The 16,057-nt window shown below is 60.8% G+C and carries 18 protein-coding genes; 5 read left to right on the forward strand and 13 right to left on the reverse strand.

What is annotated here, in order from left to right:
* Window positions 1–27 precede the first annotated feature (27 nt).
* From PMI36_RS11230 to PMI36_RS11200, 7 genes are all read right to left on the reverse strand, one after another.
* Complete coding sequence (locus PMI36_RS11230) at window positions 28–1,071, reverse strand: ABC transporter substrate-binding protein (RefSeq protein ID WP_008073111.1); 1,044 nt, start codon at window positions 1,069–1,071, stop codon at window positions 28–30.
* Window positions 1,072–1,088: 17 nt separating this feature from the next.
* Entirely contained in the window at window positions 1,089–2,204 is a 1,116-nt protein-coding gene (locus PMI36_RS11225) for an NAD(P)/FAD-dependent oxidoreductase (RefSeq protein WP_008073112.1), read from the reverse strand.
* Window positions 2,201–3,556, reverse strand: coding sequence for an FAD/NAD(P)-dependent oxidoreductase (locus PMI36_RS11220; RefSeq protein WP_032830517.1), 1,356 nt, complete (start codon window positions 3,554–3,556; stop codon window positions 2,201–2,203). Before PMI36_RS11220 ends, PMI36_RS11225 begins: the two co-directional genes overlap by 4 nt.
* A gap of 154 nt (window positions 3,557–3,710) precedes the next feature.
* Window positions 3,711–4,001 (reverse strand): (2Fe-2S)-binding protein, encoded by a 291-nt coding sequence (locus tag PMI36_RS11215; protein ID WP_007896924.1) that lies wholly within the window; start codon window positions 3,999–4,001, stop codon window positions 3,711–3,713.
* An 8-nt stretch (window positions 4,002–4,009) separates the two neighbouring features.
* Window positions 4,010–4,804: an ABC transporter permease gene (locus PMI36_RS11210; protein WP_007896923.1), complete on the reverse strand. Its 795-nt coding sequence runs from the start codon at window positions 4,802–4,804 to the stop codon at window positions 4,010–4,012.
* A 6-nt stretch (window positions 4,805–4,810) separates the two neighbouring features.
* On the reverse strand, window positions 4,811–5,680 hold the full coding sequence (locus PMI36_RS11205) for an ABC transporter permease (protein ID WP_008073114.1): 870 nt from the start codon (window positions 5,678–5,680) through the stop codon (window positions 4,811–4,813).
* A complete protein-coding gene (locus PMI36_RS11200) occupies window positions 5,677–6,702 on the reverse strand; it encodes an ABC transporter ATP-binding protein (RefSeq protein WP_008073115.1) in 1,026 nt (341 codons plus the stop codon). The genes PMI36_RS11205 and PMI36_RS11200 overlap by 4 nt, the downstream gene beginning before the upstream one ends.
* A gap of 244 nt (window positions 6,703–6,946) precedes the next feature.
* Here PMI36_RS11200 and PMI36_RS11195 point away from each other — a divergent pair, with 244 nt between their 5' ends.
* Window positions 6,947–7,783, forward strand: a complete 837-nt coding sequence (locus PMI36_RS11195; RefSeq protein WP_008073116.1) for an IclR family transcriptional regulator — start codon at window positions 6,947–6,949, stop codon at window positions 7,781–7,783.
* A gap of 135 nt (window positions 7,784–7,918) precedes the next feature.
* On the opposite strand, the gene PMI36_RS11190 is transcribed toward PMI36_RS11195, so the two are convergent.
* Window positions 7,919–8,671, reverse strand: a complete 753-nt coding sequence (locus tag PMI36_RS11190) for an anti-sigma factor family protein (protein WP_008073117.1) — start codon at window positions 8,669–8,671, stop codon at window positions 7,919–7,921.
* Window positions 8,668–9,174 carry an RNA polymerase sigma factor gene (locus tag PMI36_RS11185; protein ID WP_008073118.1) on the reverse strand — a complete coding sequence of 169 codons (507 nt, stop codon included), beginning with the start codon at window positions 9,172–9,174 and terminating at the stop codon, window positions 8,668–8,670. Before PMI36_RS11185 ends, PMI36_RS11190 begins: the two co-directional genes overlap by 4 nt.
* A 153-nt stretch (window positions 9,175–9,327) precedes the next feature.
* Here PMI36_RS11185 and PMI36_RS11180 point away from each other — a divergent pair, with 153 nt between their 5' ends.
* Window positions 9,328–10,422, forward strand: coding sequence for a catalase family peroxidase (locus tag PMI36_RS11180; protein ID WP_008073119.1), 1,095 nt, complete (start codon window positions 9,328–9,330; stop codon window positions 10,420–10,422).
* A complete protein-coding gene (locus tag PMI36_RS11175; protein WP_007896912.1) occupies window positions 10,419–10,964 on the forward strand; it encodes a cytochrome b in 546 nt (181 codons plus the stop codon). The genes PMI36_RS11180 and PMI36_RS11175 overlap by 4 nt, the downstream gene beginning before the upstream one ends.
* A gap of 135 nt (window positions 10,965–11,099) precedes the next feature.
* Here PMI36_RS11175 and PMI36_RS11170 read toward each other — a convergent pair whose 3' ends face one another.
* Entirely contained in the window at window positions 11,100–12,299 is a 1,200-nt protein-coding gene (locus PMI36_RS11170) for an MFS transporter (RefSeq protein WP_008073120.1), read from the reverse strand.
* A 96-nt stretch (window positions 12,300–12,395) separates the two neighbouring features.
* Here PMI36_RS11170 and PMI36_RS11165 point away from each other — a divergent pair, with 96 nt between their 5' ends.
* Complete coding sequence (locus PMI36_RS11165) at window positions 12,396–12,842, forward strand: winged helix-turn-helix transcriptional regulator (RefSeq protein WP_008073121.1); 447 nt, start codon at window positions 12,396–12,398, stop codon at window positions 12,840–12,842.
* Window positions 12,843–12,902: 60 nt separating this feature from the next.
* Here PMI36_RS11165 and PMI36_RS11160 read toward each other — a convergent pair whose 3' ends face one another.
* Both PMI36_RS11160 and PMI36_RS11155 read right to left on the reverse strand, forming a co-directional pair.
* Window positions 12,903–14,054, reverse strand: coding sequence for a M14 family metallopeptidase (locus tag PMI36_RS11160; RefSeq protein ID WP_008073122.1), 1,152 nt, complete (start codon window positions 14,052–14,054; stop codon window positions 12,903–12,905).
* A gap of 483 nt (window positions 14,055–14,537) precedes the next feature.
* The gene (locus PMI36_RS11155; protein WP_007896908.1) at window positions 14,538–14,879 is read right to left on the reverse strand and encodes a DUF6124 family protein; all 342 of its coding nucleotides are present in this window, start codon (window positions 14,877–14,879) and stop codon (window positions 14,538–14,540) included.
* 131 nt (window positions 14,880–15,010) lie between these two features.
* Between PMI36_RS11155 and PMI36_RS11150 the strand changes: the two genes are divergently transcribed.
* Entirely contained in the window at window positions 15,011–15,676 is a 666-nt protein-coding gene (locus PMI36_RS11150; RefSeq protein WP_008073123.1) for a LexA family protein, read from the forward strand.
* Window positions 15,677–15,715: 39 nt separating this feature from the next.
* On the opposite strand, the gene PMI36_RS11145 is transcribed toward PMI36_RS11150, so the two are convergent.
* Window positions 15,716–16,057 (reverse strand): acetyl-CoA carboxylase biotin carboxyl carrier protein subunit (locus PMI36_RS11145; protein WP_007896906.1); only part of this gene is annotated, 342 nt, incomplete at its 5' end.

The raw sequence follows: 16,057 nt of genomic DNA on the forward strand, positions 1-16,057 counted from the left end.
GCCACATGGATCTTTTGATCTTCGAGGTTAGCGCTCGATACTGCGATTCCACCGGGCATTCCACGCTGGGCGCTGTTCGTTGACCTGATCCCAGTCGATGGCGATCGCGGTCGTCAGATACTGCTTCATCGCCTCGACCTGACCGCGGGTCTTGTCGGTGGTGGGCGTATTCGGGTTGGACGGAATCTGATCGCCGTCTTCAAGCGCGGCGGCTTGCGCTTCGGGCGTCAGCAGGAAGGCGGCGAGTTTCTGCGCCAGTTCCGGTTGGGTGTTGTTGGCGATGGCGCATTCGGCGACGTTGAGCACCACGGAGCCTTCCTTCGGCTGTGCATATTCCACCGGCATGCCCTTGAGTTTCAGCGCGGTGACCTGGGTCGGGGTCAGCGGAAACAGCGCCGCTTCGTCGGTCTGGAGCATTTCGGAGATCTTCGCCGAACTCGGAATGTACTCCAGCACGTTACGCCCAACGGTGTTCGGCCACGCCTTGAACCCCGGTTCGACGTCGGTTTCGCTGCCGCCCTGAATCCGGTTGAACATCAGAAAACCATGCAGGCCAAAGGTCGACGAGGCCATCGACTGAAACACCAGTTTGTCCTTGAAGCGCGGGTCGGCCATGTCCATCCAGGAGGTCGGTGCGTTCCAGCCTTTTTCCTTGAACAGCCGCGTGTTGTACGCCAGCCCGGTGACCCCAAGGCTGACCGCCACTGCTTGATCCTTGATGCGGCCCTTGGCCGGAATCTGCGCCAGGGGCGTGCTGTCTTCGAGTTTGTCGCACAAGCCCATGGCGATGGCGCGGTACATGATGCCGTCGTCGAGGAACATCACGTGCATCTGCGGGTTGCCTTTGCTGGCCTGGACCTTGGCCAGAATATCGGCGGAGGTTCCCGGCACGATCACCACTTTGACGTTATTGGCTTTCTCGAAAGCCGGCAGCACCTTGTCGGCGTAGAGCCGCTCCATGGTTCCGCCGTTCATGCCCAGGTAAAGCGTCGGTTCGGCCTGGGCCTGGCTGGAGAGCATGACGCCAAAGCAAGAGAAACCGAGCAGTGCACTGCGTTTGAAATGATTCATGGCGCGACCTTCCTCTATCAAGCAACGGAGATGGAGTGAAACCGGGTGATGGAAAACGCATCCAGCGACGTCTTTGACGCGCCGCTACAGATGATTTCGGTGAGCGCCTGGCCCACCGCAGGCCCGATCTGAAAGCCCGCGCCGGCAAAGCCGAACGCGTGCAACAGACCGGGTTGAGTGCTGCTGTGGCCGATCACCGGTTGGCGATCGGGCAGATAACCTTCGGTGCCGCTCCAGGTGCGAATCGCCTGGGCGCCTTCAAGAAACGGGTACAGCTCGACGGCCTGGCGCAGGATTTCGATGACTGCGTTCTGACCAGGCCGGGCGCGGGCGTCATCGAGGGCAAAGCCCTGGCCGCCGCCCAACACACAATTGCCGCGAGCGACCTGACGGGCATAAATGCCGCCGCCCTCGACGCCGGTGCTGGCATTCATCACCAGCGGCAACGGTTCGGTGACCAGCATCGCCGGGTGCCCGGCGTGCATCGGCACTGCTTCGCCGAATTGTGCGGCGAGGCTGCCGGCCCAGGCGCCGGCGCAATTCAGCAGCCAGGGGGCTTGCAGCTCGAGGCCGGATTGAGTGCTGACATGAAAGCGCTGACCGTCATGCTCCACCGCCGTCACTGCGCATTGTTCATGGATTTGCGCACCGTGCCGACGCGCCGCCTGCGCGAAGGCGGGGGACACCAGTCGCGGGTTGGCGTGGCCGTCGTCCGGGCACAACGAGGCACCGACCGCGACCTCTCCGACCCACGGAAAACGTGCGCGCAATTCGTTGCGCTCGAGTACCTGCAAATCGAGGCCGAAGCCCTGGCTGCTGGCGGCGTAATCCTGCAAGGCGTGCAGGTCATTGAGACTGCGGGCCAGTTTCAGGTGACCGCTGCGCTGGTACTCGCCGTTGATGCCGATCAACTGCGGCAGTTGCCCCCAGATCTCGTGAGCCCGTTGTGACAGCGGCAATTGCGACAGCGGCCGACCCTGACGGCGCACGCCGCCGTAGTTCACGCCGCTGGAGTGCGAACCGCAAAAGTCCCGCTCCAGCAGCGCAACGCGACGGCCGGCCTTGCTCAAGAACAGGGCGGCGGAGGAGCCGACAATGCCGCCGCCAATGATGACTGCATCGACCTCGATCATGGCTCGACCTCCAGACCGAACGGCAGGGGTTTGATCGGTGCCTGAGCCCGCAACCGGCCGATGTCGGACAGGTTGCGCTGGCTTTCGCAGGCGATGATTTCCGCTGCGGCGGCGCCACACATCCGTCCCTGGCAGCGACCCATGCCGACCCGGCAATGGGCCTTGACCCGATTGATCTCCCAATGGCCTTCGCGCACCACCTGGCGGATGTCGCCGGCGCGCACTTCTTCGCAGCGGCAAATCATCAGGTCATCCGCGGCGTCGGTGGCCCAGTTTTCGGGAAAGATAAAGGCTCGCTCAAGGCCTTGGCGGAATCTGCCGATAGTGTTCAGCGACTGTTCCAGCCGTGTGGCACGTTGCGGCGGGATCAGGTAACCGATGTCTTCGAGCAGCGCCAGGGCTGCCCGTTCACCGGCCATTTCCGCGGCGTCGGCACCCATGATGTCGGCGCCGTCACCGGCCAGGTACACCTCGGCGACACTACTGCGACCGGCGCTGTCGCGCTGCGGCAGCCAGGCGCGGTTGAGCGGGTTCCAGGTGAATTCACAGCCCAGCAAGTCGGCGACTTGGGTTTCGCTGCGCAGACCGTGGGCGAAGGCTATGGCGTCGCAATCCAGCTGATGCTCGCTTTTCGAGTTGGACCAATTCAGCGATTGCACGCGGTGTTCGCCATCGATGCGTTTCAAGGTAGCGCCCTGATGTACCGGGATGCCGTGGGCGGTCAGCCAGGTGCGGTAAAAAATGCCTTTGGCCAGCGTGGCTGGTTGCGACAGCAGGCCGGGCAGGGCACGGGCCTGCGCACTGAAGGGCGAGCTGTCGAGCACGGCGATCACGTTGGCGCCGGCCTTGGCGTATTGGTACGCCACCAGATACAGCAACGGTCCGCTGCCGGCGAACACCACCCGTTCACCGATGGCACAGCCTTGAAACTTCAAGGCAATTTGCGCCGCACCGAGGCTGTATGTCCCCGGCAACGTCCAGCCTGGCACCGGCAGAATCCGGTCGGTGGCGCCCGTGGCGACTATCACCCGGGAGAACTCCAGCCGTGCGGCGCGGCCCTCATGCAAGGTGTCGAGCGCCCCAGCTTCGGCGTTCCACACCAGTGTGTCGGGGCGATAATCGAGTTGTTCGCGCAGTGTGTCGAGGGTCTGATGCAGTGCCTTGGCCTTGCGTGCTTCGAAGCCATACAACTTGACCGCCGAACGCTTGAAATTCGCCGGCTGACGCCGATAAATCTGCCCGCCACCGCGCGCGGCTTCGTCCAGCAGAACCGGACGCACGCCATGGGCGACGAGGGTTTGCGCCGCACGGATTCCAGCGGGGCCTGCGCCGATGATGACTACAGGTTTCATGCCCACCTCATAAGTGATCGACACTGCAATCCTGTGGGAGCGGGCTTGCTCGCGAAGGGGGCGGCACATTCAATAGGTGTGGTGGCTGACACGACGCTTTCGCGAGCAAGCCCGCTCCCACAGGGGATTGGGTCTCTGCAGGGGAAGTTGGTGTTCATAGGGAGCGCCCCGGTTCGCGGTTGATGTGCTGTCCGGCTTCAAGCAGCGTCGAGCAAGCCCGCACCCGGCGACCATCGCCCAGGCGTACCCAGCAGTCCTGGCAGGCGCCCATCAGGCAGAAACCGGCACGGGGCTCGGCGCTGAAATCGCTGCCGCGCAGGTGTTCGCTGCAGGTCAGCACGGCGGTCAGCAGGGTGTCGCCGAGCAATCCACGGGCAGGCTTGCCGTCGAGGGTAAAGTCCAGGGCCGGGCGGTCGCCTTCGGCCAGTCGTTTCAGCAGAGCCATCGGCGCCCTCATTGTTTACCCACCAGAACCCGATCCAGGCCATACACCCGATCGAGCAGAATCATGGTCAGCGCGGTCAGCGCAATCACCAGGGCCGACACCGCCGCCATCATCGGATCGATGGACTCAGTGGCGTACACGTACATGCGCACCGGCAGGGTTTGCGTGGCCGGCGAGGTGACGAAGATCGACAACGTGACCTCATCGAAGCTGTTGATGAACGCCAGCAGCCAGCCACCGGCGACGCCCGGCAAAATCATTGGCAAGGTGATTTGCCGGAACAACGTGAAGCGTCCGGCGCCCAGGGATTGCGCGGCATGTTCGGCGCTGCGGTCCAGACCAATGGCCGAGGCCAACACCAGGCGCAGCACGTACGGTGTGATCACCAGCACATGGGCGAAGATCAGCCAGGCGAAGCTGCCGTTGACACCCATCAGCGCAAACAAGCGCAGCAACGCGACGCCCAGTACCAGGTGCGGAATGATGATCGGCGACAGGAACAGACCGTTGAAAAAGTCCCGTCCGGGGAATTCGAAGCGCGTGATTGCCAAGGCTGCCGGCACCGCGATCAGCGTCGCCAGCGTGGCGGCGCAGAACGCCAGGATCAGGCTGTTGTAGAACGCATCGACAAAGTCCGCGCGCTCGAACACTGCGCGGAACCAGCGCAGGGAAAACTCCGTGGTCGGCAGGCTCAGGGTGTTTTCCGGGGTGAAGGCGACGAGGCACACCACCACCAGCGGCGCGAGCATGAACAGCACCACCAGGGTATGGAACAGCAGGGCGAAAGGACCGTTTCTGGACATGACGAATTATCCCAATGACTTCTTGTAGCGGCCTTCGATCATCCGGTTCCACGACAGCATGATCAGCAGGTTGAGCAACAGCAGCGCGACGGCGATGGCAGCGCCCATCGGCCAGTTCAGTTCCGACAGGTACTGGTCGTAGATCAGCGTGGCGACCATTTTTATCCGGCGTCCGCCGAGCAATCCGGGAATGGCAAATGAACTGGCCGCGAGGCCGAACACGATCAAGGTGCCGGAGAGCACGCCGGGCATGATTTGCGGCAGCACCACTTTGCGCATCACCGTGAGGTGGCTGGCGCCCAGTGACAGTGCAGCCTGTTCGGCGGCAGGGTCGAGTTTTTGCAGCGAGGTCCAGACCGGAATGATCATGAACGGCAGCATCACGTGAACCAGCGCGATCACCACGGCGAACGGCGTATAAAGCAGCTTCATCGGCGAGCCACCGAAGGCTTGCAGGGTCTGGTTGACCAGGCCGTCGGCGCCGAGCAACAGGCTCCAGCCGAAGGCGCGCACCACCACCGAAATCAGCAACGGCGTGAGGATCAGAATCAGGAAGATCGAGCGCCACGGCGCGCCCATGCGGCTGAGGATGTAGGCCTCGGGCACACCGATCACCACGCAGAGCAGGGTGGTCAGGGCGCTGATCCAGAACGTCCTCAGAAAGATCTCGTAGAAGTACGGATCGCCCAGCAGGCTGCCGTAGTGATCGAGGGTGTAGGCATCGCTGTTGATCCCCGAGCTGTAGTCGAAGACGTTGAACGACAAGACCAGTGTCAGCAGCAGCGGGATCACCAGCAGACCGAAGTACAACGCCAGGGCCGGTGCCGATAACCAATACCCCTGACGTCCCTGACGAATGACGACAAGCGTACTCATGCCGACACCTCGTCGACACTCAGCACCCGCAGCAGCGCTGCGTCCCAGTCGAGGCCGACCGCCGTGCCTTCGATCAAGGGGGCCGAACCGTCGTTGCGGCGCACCACGCTGAGTTCGCCCAACGATGTCGATACGCCGTACAGCCATTGGCTACCGAGGAAGAAGCGGCTGACGATCTTGCCTTGCAGACGGCCCAGGCCAACATCACGCAGATCGATTTTTTCCGGGCGCAGGCTCAGGGTCAGCTCGCCGTTGTCACGATTGCAGACCTGCACGACGCCAGCGCTGTCCCGCTCGCCGGGCAGCAGATTGGCCTTGCCGACAAAACCGGAAATGAACTCGGTGCGCGGGTGTTCGTAGAGGGTGTAGGGCGCGTCGATCTGGGTGATGCGCCCGGCCTGCATGACCACCACCCGGTCGCTGATCGACAGCGCTTCGGACTGATCATGGGTGACCATCAGCGTGGTGATGCCGACCTCACGCTGGATGCGGCGGATTTCAAACTGCATCTCCTCGCGCAAATTGGCGTCGAGGTTGGACAGCGGTTCGTCGAGCAGCAGCACCGGCGGCTCGATCACCAACGCCCGGGCCAGCGCAACACGCTGGCGCTGACCGCCGGAAAGCTCCCGTGGATAACGCTCGGCGTGTTGGTTCAGACGCACCAGTTTCAGCACCCGATCGACCCGTTGCTGTAGTTCGTCGTTGGGCACTTTACGCATGCGCAGGCCGAAGGCGACGTTGTCTCGCACGGTCATGTGCGGGAACAACGCGTAACTCTGGAACACCACGCCCAGACCACGACTGGCGGGTTTGGCGTGGGTGATGTCGCGACCGTCCAGCACAATGCGCCCGCTGCTGACTTCGACGAAGCCGGCGATCATTTGCAGGGTGGTGGTTTTGCCGCAGCCGGAGGGGCCGAGCAAGGAGACGAACTCGCCTTTTTCCACCGACAGATTGGTGGCGACGACCGCGTCGATTTCGCCGTAACGTTTGCCGAGGTTTTCAAGTTGCACGAAGGCCATGACTGCGCTCCACCTGAGATTGTTATGCGTCGCCAAAGGCGCGCTTTTTTGTATGGGCAGATACGAAAAGGATGTTGCCGGGGTGCGTTGGCGCTCGACTTCTGTCGGCTGCCGCTGTTGTTCGAATCGCCCCTGATGGACGCAGAGTAGGACGAAGAATAGGATGGGCTCAATGGCCTATTTCACTGAAGTGATGACTATTTTCAGTTTCATTCAGTGAGTAAATTTATCGTCGAGAAATCACATGCCTGATTCCATTGAACGGAATGAAAACAAAAATGAAGTCGGTGTTGGTGCAGTCTCAAGACTGTTTGCAGTGCTGAGCAGTCTGGGGGACACCGTCGAAGGTGGAGAGCGCGTGACCCAGCTGGCGCAGCGCATCGGTTTGTCGCAACCCACGACGCACCGCTTGCTGCGCAGCCTGATGGACGAGGGCATGGTCGAGCAGGACGCGCGCAGCAAACGCTATCGCCTGAGCCTGGAGTTTTTTGCCTTGGCGGCCCGCGCCGGCAACACCGGCAATTTGCGCGAGCTGGCGCGGCCGGCATTGCTGCGGCTGTCGGCGTCGTTGGGGGACTCGTTGTTTTTGCTGGCGCGCAGCGGTTTTGATGCGATCTGTCTGGATCGTAGTGAAGGGCCGTTTCCGATCCGCACGTTTACCGGTGACATCGGCGGGCGGGTGGCGCTCGGCGTAGGGCAAGGCAGTCTGGCGATTCTGGCGTTTCTGCCGGAAGAGGAACGGGACACGGTGATTCATTACAACTTGCCGCGGCTCAAGGACTTCCACCTGTACGACGAAGTGTTCCTGCGTTCGGAAGTCGAGAATGTGCGCACCCTCGGTTACGCCGGGCGCAACACCGGCGTATTGCAAGGCATGGCCGGGGTGGCCGTGCCGATCCTCGACCGCGAAGGCCGGGCGGTGGCGGCACTGAGTGTGGCCACTGTCAGCGATCGCCTGGGGCCGGATCGCTTGCCGACGGTGGTGGAGATGCTCAAGCGTGAAGCCGCGCTGATCGGGCCGCGGATCAATCCGTTCGATCCGCTGTTGCGAAGGCCTTCGCAGGTGTTTGGGCAGGGGTGAGCACAATCTCAGGCCTCCACCGACACCCTGTGGGAGCGGGCTTGCTCGCGAAAGCGGTGTGTCAGTCGACATAAACGTTGAATGTTAAATCGCCTTCGCGAGCAAGCCCGCTCCCACAGGGATTGGCGGCGGTGATCAGAACTGCGCAGTTTGCTTGAGCATCTGCGCCGCCGGCGTGTCACTTGGGCTGACCATCGCATAGTTGTACCCGGCCCCAGACCAGTACTCGGCCTGCAACTCACCATCGCTGCGGCTACCCCGAGGGAGGAGGAAGTTTTTAGGTCCTGGCGGGCGGACGTAGAAGCTGACTTTGTGGCCGGCCTGATCCTCATACACCACCATCGCCGCCGGCCCCTGTTCAGTGCTGAGTAGCCGTCCGCTGACGGGTGTGTATCCAGAAGCGGTCAGGTTCGGCAAACGTTGGGCCTGGCTGAAATACCGATCGAGCCAGCCCTGCATATCGCCGTCATCGCTGACCTTGTAATCCGCCGGCAGGATGCCTTGCTGGGCAATCAGCCGGTAGGCTTGCATGGCGTCGGTCATCGGTAGCGGGGCGCTGACCAGGGTCATTTGTCGCGCCTGCCAACCGCCCAGTCCGCCGACGCTGACTGCGATCAGCAGCATCGCGGCGCTGGCCAGATGACGGCGCGACTGGCGTGTGACTCGCTGGCGAATCATTGCCGGGTCGAGTTGCGGGTTGGCCGGTTGCTGCAAGGCGCCGCTCAGGGCTGCGCGCAATTGTTGGGCATCGTGCTGCCAGGCGCGCACTTGCGCGGCGACTTCGGCGTTGCCGGCCAGATAAGTCTCCACCAGATCCCGCTCGGCATCGCTGAGTTGGTGATCGACGTAGGCGTGCAGGTCGCGCTCACTGGGAGGCATGCTGATCATTTGAGTCTCCGCAGAGAAGGACGGGTGATTTCGCCGTCGCTGAGCTGGCGCAAGGCCTGGCGCGCGCGGGACAGGCGCGACATCACGGTGCCGGTGGGGACGTCGAGAATCTCGGCGACCTCCTTGTAACTCAAGCCTTCCACCGATACCCAGAGCAGCAGCGCACGCTGTTCGGTGCTGAGCTGATCGAAGGCTTGCAGGGTCGATTGGGCGATCACGGTGCGCTCTGCCGAAGGCTGCGCATCGTCACGGCCGGTAAAAAATTCGAGCATCCGCGCATAACGCCGGGAGCGGCGATGAGCGTCGAGAAACTGCCGATAAAGGATCGAAAACAGCCAGGCACGCAAATCGCCTTCGGGGCGTTTTGCGCCCCAACTCGACAGCGCGCGCTCAAGGCAGGCCTGCACCAGATCGTCGGCGCTGCTGGGGTTGCGCGTCAGCGAAGCGGCGAAACGTCGTAGCCTGGGAATGACTTCCCTGAGTTGCTCGTCGATATCGTTCATGAAGTTCTGACTGGTCACTAGTGTTCAGGAAGACGTCCGGCATTCGAGGTTATTCCACGCCTGGAAAAATAAACACCGGGCGATGGAATAAACCCTGGCGCGGTTCGTCTGCCTGATTCTTCTCACTTGTGGCCGATGGCCCTGGAGTCATTCATGGTAGATCGCTCATCACCGCCAACGGGGCCAGGCCGGCCACCGCTGAGTGCCGCGAGCCTGACGTTGCGCCTGACCGGCATTGCCGTGGTGGTCGCGGCGCTGGCCGGGGCTTTTGCCTACGTCAACGGCACACTCGACCCACAGCGCCTGACGCCGAAAGCCTTGGTCAATGTGCTGGAGAAAAACAACGGCGTGCCCCCAGGGTTTCGTCGCAATCACGCCAAAGGCGTGTGCGTGATCGGGCATTTCGAGAGCAGCAGCCAGGCGCGCGAGTATTCCACTGCCCAAGTGTTCAGCGAAGCGCGGACCCCGGTGGTCGGGCGTTTCGCGCTGCCTGCCGGTAACCCTTACGCGCCGGACAACAGCGTGCCGATCCGTAGTCTGGCGTTGCGTTTTACTCAGGCTAACGGTCAACAGTGGCGCACCGGGATGAACAGCATGCCGGTGTTCCCGGTGGGCACGCCCGAGGCGTTCTATCAGTTGCAACAAGCACAGTCACCGGATCCGGCTACCGGCAAACCAAACCCGGCGGCGGTGTCAGCATTCTTTGGTTCTCACCCGGAAGCCGCGCCGTTTCTGGCCTGGATCAAAACCGCCAAACCTTCGGCCAGTTACGCGACGCAAACCTATAACAGCGTCAACGCGTTTTACCTGGTGAACGCGGCCGGTCAGCGGCAAGCAGTGCGTTGGAGCATGATGCCAGTGGCTCAGGATGCGGCAGGTGCAACAGTCCCCGAGGGCGGTGATTTCCTTGAGAAAGACTTGGTGCAGCGTTTGTCCGCCGGACCGCTGCGTTGGCAGTTGAACATCACCCTGGCGAACCCTGGGGACCCGACCAACGACGCGAGCAAAGCCTGGCCCGACGGCCGAAAAGTACTGAACGCGGGCACTCTGGTGCTCGAAAGTACTCAGCCGCAACTCAGTGGTGAGTGCCGTGACATCAACTACGACCCACTGGTATTGCCCAGCGGTATCGAAGGCTCCGACGACCCGCTGCTCGCTGCTCGTTCAGCGGGTTACGCCCGTTCCTACCTGCGCCGCACCAGCGAAGTGACGCAGTTGCCCAACGCCAAACAGGAGTCTCGACAATGAGCACTCAACCGAATCATTTCGCGCCATTGGCGCGGCTGCTGCACTGGCTGATGGCGCTGATGATCATCTCGATGCTGTTTATTGGCGCGGGCATGGCGGCCTCGGTGTCCGAGCGCCATCAGTGGCTGATCCATCTGCACAAACCTTTGGGCGTTGCGATTCTGTTGCTGGTGGTCGTGCGTCTGGCCGTGCGTTTTTCGACCCGGCAACCACCGCTGCCAGCGGACCTGCCGGGCTGGCAAGCGTTCGCAGCCAAGGCTTCGCATATCTTGTTGTACGCCTTGATGTTGATTTTGCCATTGCTGGGTTGGGCGATGATTTCGGCGGCTGGCGATCCGGTGATGCTTAGTAGTTCACTGCAATTGCCGTCGATCCTGCCGGCGAATGCGCAGGTGTTTGCGTTCCTGCGCAAGGCGCATGGGTATCTGGCGTATCTGCTGTTCCTGACCGTGCTGCTGCATTTGGCGGCGGCGTTGTTTCACGGTTGGGTGCGTCGGGATGATGTGCTGAACAGCATGCTGCGGGGCAAAGATCGCGGGTGATCCCAACAGCTGCAGCCAAATTCTGCGGATGTACACGGTCAATGTAGGAGCTGCCGCAGGCTGCGATCTTTTGATCTTGAAAATCGAAGGTGTCCCCAAGATCAAAAGGTCGCAGCCTGCGGCAGCGCCTACGCGTCAGCGTGAAGCTGCTTCTACAGGTTGAGTCTTCGTGGCCAACGTCAGCCACCAATAAATCAGCGCCACCGCATTGATGCCCGCACCCAGCCAACACACCCCGATCCATCCCGCCCAGGCGTACATCGCCGTCGAACCGATGGAACCCAAGGCGCTGCCGATCGAATAGAACAGCATGTAGCCGGCGGTGAGTCGGCTTTGCGCTTCGGGGCGCACGCTGTAGATCATGCTCTGGCTGGTGACATGAACGGCCTGCAAACCCAGATCCAGGGTAATCACCCCAAGCAGCAGCGCCCATAACGAGGATTGGGTGAGGGCGATGGGCAGCCACGAGGCGAGCATCAGCAGCAACGACAGCCCACTGGTCCATTGACCCAGACCGCGATCGGCCAGATGCCCGGCGCGAGCGGCGGCCAGCGCACCGGCGGCTCCGGCCAGGCCAAACAGTCCGATTTCGGTGTGGGAAAGTGAAAGCGGCGGGGCACTCAGTGGCAACACCAAGGGTGTCCACAACACCATGGCGCTGGCGAAGGTCAGCAGGGCGAGCATGGCTCGTTGACGCAATACCGGTTCTTCCTTGAACAACGTGAATACCGAGCCGATCAACGCACTGTAAGCGCTATCCAGTCGCGCATCTTCGTGCCTGGGCAGCACACGAAACAACAGCAGCGCCATCACCAGGGTCAACCCGGCGGACAGCAGATAAATCGAACGCCAACCGGCCAGATCGGCCATGCCGCCCGCCACCGTTCGTGCCAACAGAATGCCGACGACAATGCCGCTGGTAATCACGCCCACCACGCGTCCACGTTGTGCCGGGATGGCCAGCGTCGCGGCGTAGGCCACCAGGACCTGCGTCACGACTGCCAGTAACCCGGTCAGCGCCATTCCGAGCAATAGCCAGGCGCTGTTCGAGGCTAACGCGATCATCAACAAGGCCAGTGCTGAAAACAGGGTTTGCGTCACGATCAGCCGGCGACGGTTCAACAGATCCCCTAGCGGAACCAGCAACAACAGACCCACGCCATAACCGATCTGGGTAAGGGTGACGACGATTCCGATAGTTGCCGGTTCCATGGCGAATGCGTCGGCCATGGCATCGAGCAGCGGTTGTGCGTAATACACATTGCCGACGGCCAGGCCGCAGGCGACAGCAAACAGCAGCACGACTGCGCGGCTCAAGGTGTGGTCAGGTTTCATCACAGGCTTCCTTTTGTGGTTTCAAAATAAAACCAGTTGTACGGTAGGGAGTCTGGTTTTATATTGCAACCACATTGGTTGCCAGCGGACGTGGTCATGGTTAAACGTACAAGCATGGAAGGCGCCGAATGTCCGGTCGCCCGTTCACTGGACGCGATTGGTGATTGGTGGTCGTTATTGATCGTGCGCGATGCGTTTGATGGCCTGCGGCGATTCGGTGAGTTCCAGCGCAATCTGGGCATGGCCAAAAACATTCTCTCGGCACGCCTGCGCACGTTGGTGGCTCACGGGATTTTCGATCTGGTGCCAGCGTCAGACGGCAGCGCGTATCAGGAATACGTGCTGACGGAGAAGGGCAAGGGCCTGTTCCCGTTAATCATCGGATTGCGGCAGTGGGGCGAGGCGTTTTTCTTTGAGGCGGGGGAGGCGCATTCGCGGGTTGTCGATCGTGAGAACGGTCGACCGGTGCGGGCGCTGGAGTTGCGTGCCGAGGATGGGCGTTTGTTGGGACCGCAGGATTGTGTGCGGATCGCTGCCCAGTGAAAACGTCAAAAGATCGCAGCCTTCGACGCAAGCCAGCGATCTTTTGACGTTAAAGGACAATCAGCGCAGGGTATCGACCATGTCGGCGATGGTCGTCAGCACGTCCTTGCCCAATTGCTTGGAGCGTTTGCCGCACCAGCCGGTCAGCGGGTTCGGTGCGTCGTTGTGGTCTTTGAAGGGCATTTCCAGGGTCAGCGACAGGCAGTCGAACTTCTGACCGACGCTGTTGCAGGCCAGGGTCATGTTGGCTTTGCCAGGCTCGTCGCGGGTATAGCCGTGTTTGGTCTGGAAGTCTTTGGTCTGATGTTTCAGATGACTGCGGAAATGCTCTTCGAGTTTTTCGATCCGCGGCGTATACCCCGGGTTGCCTTCGCAACCGGCGGTGAACACGTGGGGGATTTCTTCATCGCCATGGATGTCGAGGAACAGGTCGACGCCATACTTTTCCATCTGTTGCTGAACGAACAGCACTTCCGGGCTGACTTCCTGGCTGGCGCTCTGCCAGGCGCGGTTCAGGTCCTGGCCCATGGCGTTGGTGCGCAAATGACCGTGGAAAGCGCCGTCCGGGTTCATGTTCGGCACCAGGTACAGGTCGGCGCTGGCCAGGAGTTTTTTCAGCACCGGGTCGTCGTGTTTTTCCAGGCGCTCGATCACGCCTTCCATGAACCATTCGGCCATGTGTTCGCCGGGGTGTTGCTGAGCGATGATCCAGACCTTGCGCTGGCCTTCGGCGCCAGTACCTTTGCGTAACAGCTGGATGTCACGACCTTCAACGCTCTTGCCGGTAGCCAGCAGTTCGGTGCCGGCCTTGGTGAGTGCCTGTTCGATCAGCCAGTCATGGCGGCCACGGCTGTAAGGTTCGAAGTAGGCGAACCAGGCATGGGTCGCAGTGGCTTCGAGACTGAAACGCAGGCAGTCGCCTTCGAAGATGGTCGGTACCCGGAACCAGTTGACGTGGTCATAGGACGCCACCGCCTGATAGCCATCCCAAGCTTTGTTGTACGAGGATTTACTGGCGTTGTTCAGACGAAACCAATGCTCTTGACCGACGTGCAGACCGCTGGCCTTGAAGTGGAACCACTGGAAATGCTGGCTGCGAGTGTCTGGCTTGATCGCCAGCAGTGCTTGCAAAGGATTGCTGATGTCCAGCACTTCGATGTTGCCACTGTCGAAGTTCGCGTTGATGTCGAAAGAAGATCTAGCCACGGCCATAATCAATTCCTGAATACGTTTTTTTATGGCTGCTACTTTACACGCAAGAGAGGGAGAAACCGGGGGAAATTGCGAGGGTGAAAAGGGGGGGCGTCCTCCTTGACGCCGATGCAGCTTAGAGACTGTGCAAGTGATTCTCAAGTGCTATTTTGCGTTAGTTTGGCCCAATGCTACCGGGCCTCTCTTGCCAACAGATATTCTTTTGATATCATCCGCGCCAATCGGATTTCGCAGCACCCACAGACTTCATTAGCCTGAAGCCAAAGCCAGAATAACTGGCAAAAAAAGACCCGGCAAAAAGCCGGGTCAAAAACCGTGATTAGCCTGATGAGGAGATAGTCCAGGAGACCGACCTAAGGTCCCTGGTCCATCGACTGATCTCGCGACCAGCTGCTTGCAATAATAATCATTATCATTTGCAAGTCAAATGTTTTTATCTGCGTGATTGGAAAATTCTTTCCTTTCTACTCCTGCGTATTCGCCTCAGCCCTGCTGTGCCCCTTCCAGGGATCGATCGACCATCGCCTTGGCCATGTCGATCATGTGCACCGTCGAAAACGCCAGATCCCGGCTTGCGCCCTGCAGCTGGTTGGCTGATTCATGCGCGGTGGCGGCGGCACATCGCAATAGATCCGAAGCATGGACCAATGCCTCTTCGCTGCTGATGTTACGGTTCACATCGAAGAAACGTTCTTCGCCGGCCTCTTCTGACACAGCTGGTTTCAAGTAATAGTCCAGTGCCCGCTGCGCGGCAGCCGAGCCTTTTGGCGAGTTGAGTGTGGTGTCGAATTGCATGTCGGGCAGGGTAATGCTGGGGATGGTCATGACGATGGCAAGCTCCGTGAGATAGATTCAAATCCGTGAGCCCAGCTTAGTACGTACTGTATTTGTGTCTTGAATTTAAATACTACAATTTGTGTTTTGTTGGTCGGAGTACCCCACGTATCGTGCCGCACATGGATAAATGGATTGAATTGGTGAAGGCCAAAATGAGTGAACTCAAAGTCACTCAAGAGATACTCGCCGAGCGCATCGGAATGTCCCAGGGCGGCGTCGGCCATTGGCTGAATAAACGTCGTCAGCCCCGCATCCAAGAGATGAACCGTGTCTTGCAGGCGCTGGGGATGGACTATCTGGAAGTCGCGATGGTGATCAGGGAACCGCAGATCTCACAGGATGAGGAGATCTCTCTGACGCAAAAGTACAACCCGTACTTTCGCTACCCGGTCAGTGACTGGCGGGAAACCGCAGAGGTGCGCGATGGAGAACTATCGGCTTACGGCGCCTCATCGACTGTCAGCAAGCCGCGCTTCGAGCTGTCCGATTACCACGCCCAGGGCGCAGCGTTCTGGCTGGTGGTGGTTGGCGATGCGATGACCGCACCCACGGGGCTGAGCATTGCCGCGGACATGTTGATTCTGGTGGACCCGGCCATCGTGCCCGAACCTGGCAAACTGGTGATCGCCCAATGGCCCGGTAGCGCCGAGGCGGTTTTTCGCAAACTGATCGAAGAGGGCGGGCAGCGTTACCTGGTCCCGCTCAATCCGACCTATCCGAAAGCCCTTTTCACCGAGGAATGCCGAATTATCGGCGTAGTGGTTCAGGCGACTGCCAAATTCTAATCAGATCGGTCCTCGCAACGCGTAGGACCGATCTTCATTTCACGCGTGTTCCAACTCCACCAACGCACTGCCTTCGCTGACCATCTCGCCTTCCTGGCAATACAACGCCTTGATAATCCCAGCGTGGGGCGCGCGAATGCTGTGCTCCATTTTCATCGCTTCCAGCACCACCAATTGCGCCCCGGCTTCGACCGTTTGCCCGGCCTCCACCAGCACTCGCACGATGCTGCCGTTCATAGGCGCAGTGAGCCCGCCCTGATGGCTGTGACTGGCTTCGACGGCACTGATCGGGTCATACGACTCGATGCGGCGCAGCTCACCATCCCATTGCAGATACAGCGTATCGCCCCGGCGGATTGCCCGATGCTGGCGGCGCAAGCC

The organism is Pseudomonas sp. GM79 (assembly GCF_000282495.1).
In the GTDB taxonomy this organism is placed as follows: domain Bacteria; phylum Pseudomonadota; class Gammaproteobacteria; order Pseudomonadales; family Pseudomonadaceae; genus Aquipseudomonas.

Bases quoted from the DNA above. Each gene is read 5' to 3' on its own strand.
- PMI36_RS11230 (WP_008073111.1), bottom strand. From the start codon at position 1,071: ATGAATCATTTCAAACGCAGTGCACTGCTCGGTTTCTCTTGCTTTGGC.
- PMI36_RS11225 (WP_008073112.1), bottom strand. From the start codon at position 2,204: ATGATCGAGGTCGATGCAGTCATCATTGGCGGCGGCATTGTCGGCTCC.
- PMI36_RS11220 (WP_032830517.1), bottom strand. From the start codon at position 3,556: ATGAAACCTGTAGTCATCATCGGCGCAGGCCCCGCTGGAATCCGTGCG.
- PMI36_RS11215 (WP_007896924.1), bottom strand. From the start codon at position 4,001: ATGGCTCTGCTGAAACGACTGGCCGAAGGCGACCGCCCGGCCCTGGAC.
- PMI36_RS11210 (WP_007896923.1), bottom strand. From the start codon at position 4,804: ATGTCCAGAAACGGTCCTTTCGCCCTGCTGTTCCATACCCTGGTGGTG.
- PMI36_RS11205 (WP_008073114.1), bottom strand. From the start codon at position 5,680: ATGAGTACGCTTGTCGTCATTCGTCAGGGACGTCAGGGGTATTGGTTA.
- PMI36_RS11200 (WP_008073115.1), bottom strand. From the start codon at position 6,702: ATGGCCTTCGTGCAACTTGAAAACCTCGGCAAACGTTACGGCGAAATC.
- PMI36_RS11195 (WP_008073116.1), top strand. From the start codon at position 6,947: ATGCCTGATTCCATTGAACGGAATGAAAACAAAAATGAAGTCGGTGTT.
- PMI36_RS11190 (WP_008073117.1), bottom strand. From the start codon at position 8,671: ATGATCAGCATGCCTCCCAGTGAGCGCGACCTGCACGCCTACGTCGAT.
- PMI36_RS11185 (WP_008073118.1), bottom strand. From the start codon at position 9,174: ATGAACGATATCGACGAGCAACTCAGGGAAGTCATTCCCAGGCTACGA.
- PMI36_RS11180 (WP_008073119.1), top strand. From the start codon at position 9,328: ATGGTAGATCGCTCATCACCGCCAACGGGGCCAGGCCGGCCACCGCTG.
- PMI36_RS11175 (WP_007896912.1), top strand. From the start codon at position 10,419: ATGAGCACTCAACCGAATCATTTCGCGCCATTGGCGCGGCTGCTGCAC.
- PMI36_RS11170 (WP_008073120.1), bottom strand. From the start codon at position 12,299: ATGAAACCTGACCACACCTTGAGCCGCGCAGTCGTGCTGCTGTTTGCT.
- PMI36_RS11165 (WP_008073121.1), top strand. From the start codon at position 12,396: ATGGTTAAACGTACAAGCATGGAAGGCGCCGAATGTCCGGTCGCCCGT.
- PMI36_RS11160 (WP_008073122.1), bottom strand. From the start codon at position 14,054: ATGGCCGTGGCTAGATCTTCTTTCGACATCAACGCGAACTTCGACAGT.
- PMI36_RS11155 (WP_007896908.1), bottom strand. From the start codon at position 14,879: ATGACCATCCCCAGCATTACCCTGCCCGACATGCAATTCGACACCACA.
- PMI36_RS11150 (WP_008073123.1), top strand. From the start codon at position 15,011: ATGGATAAATGGATTGAATTGGTGAAGGCCAAAATGAGTGAACTCAAA.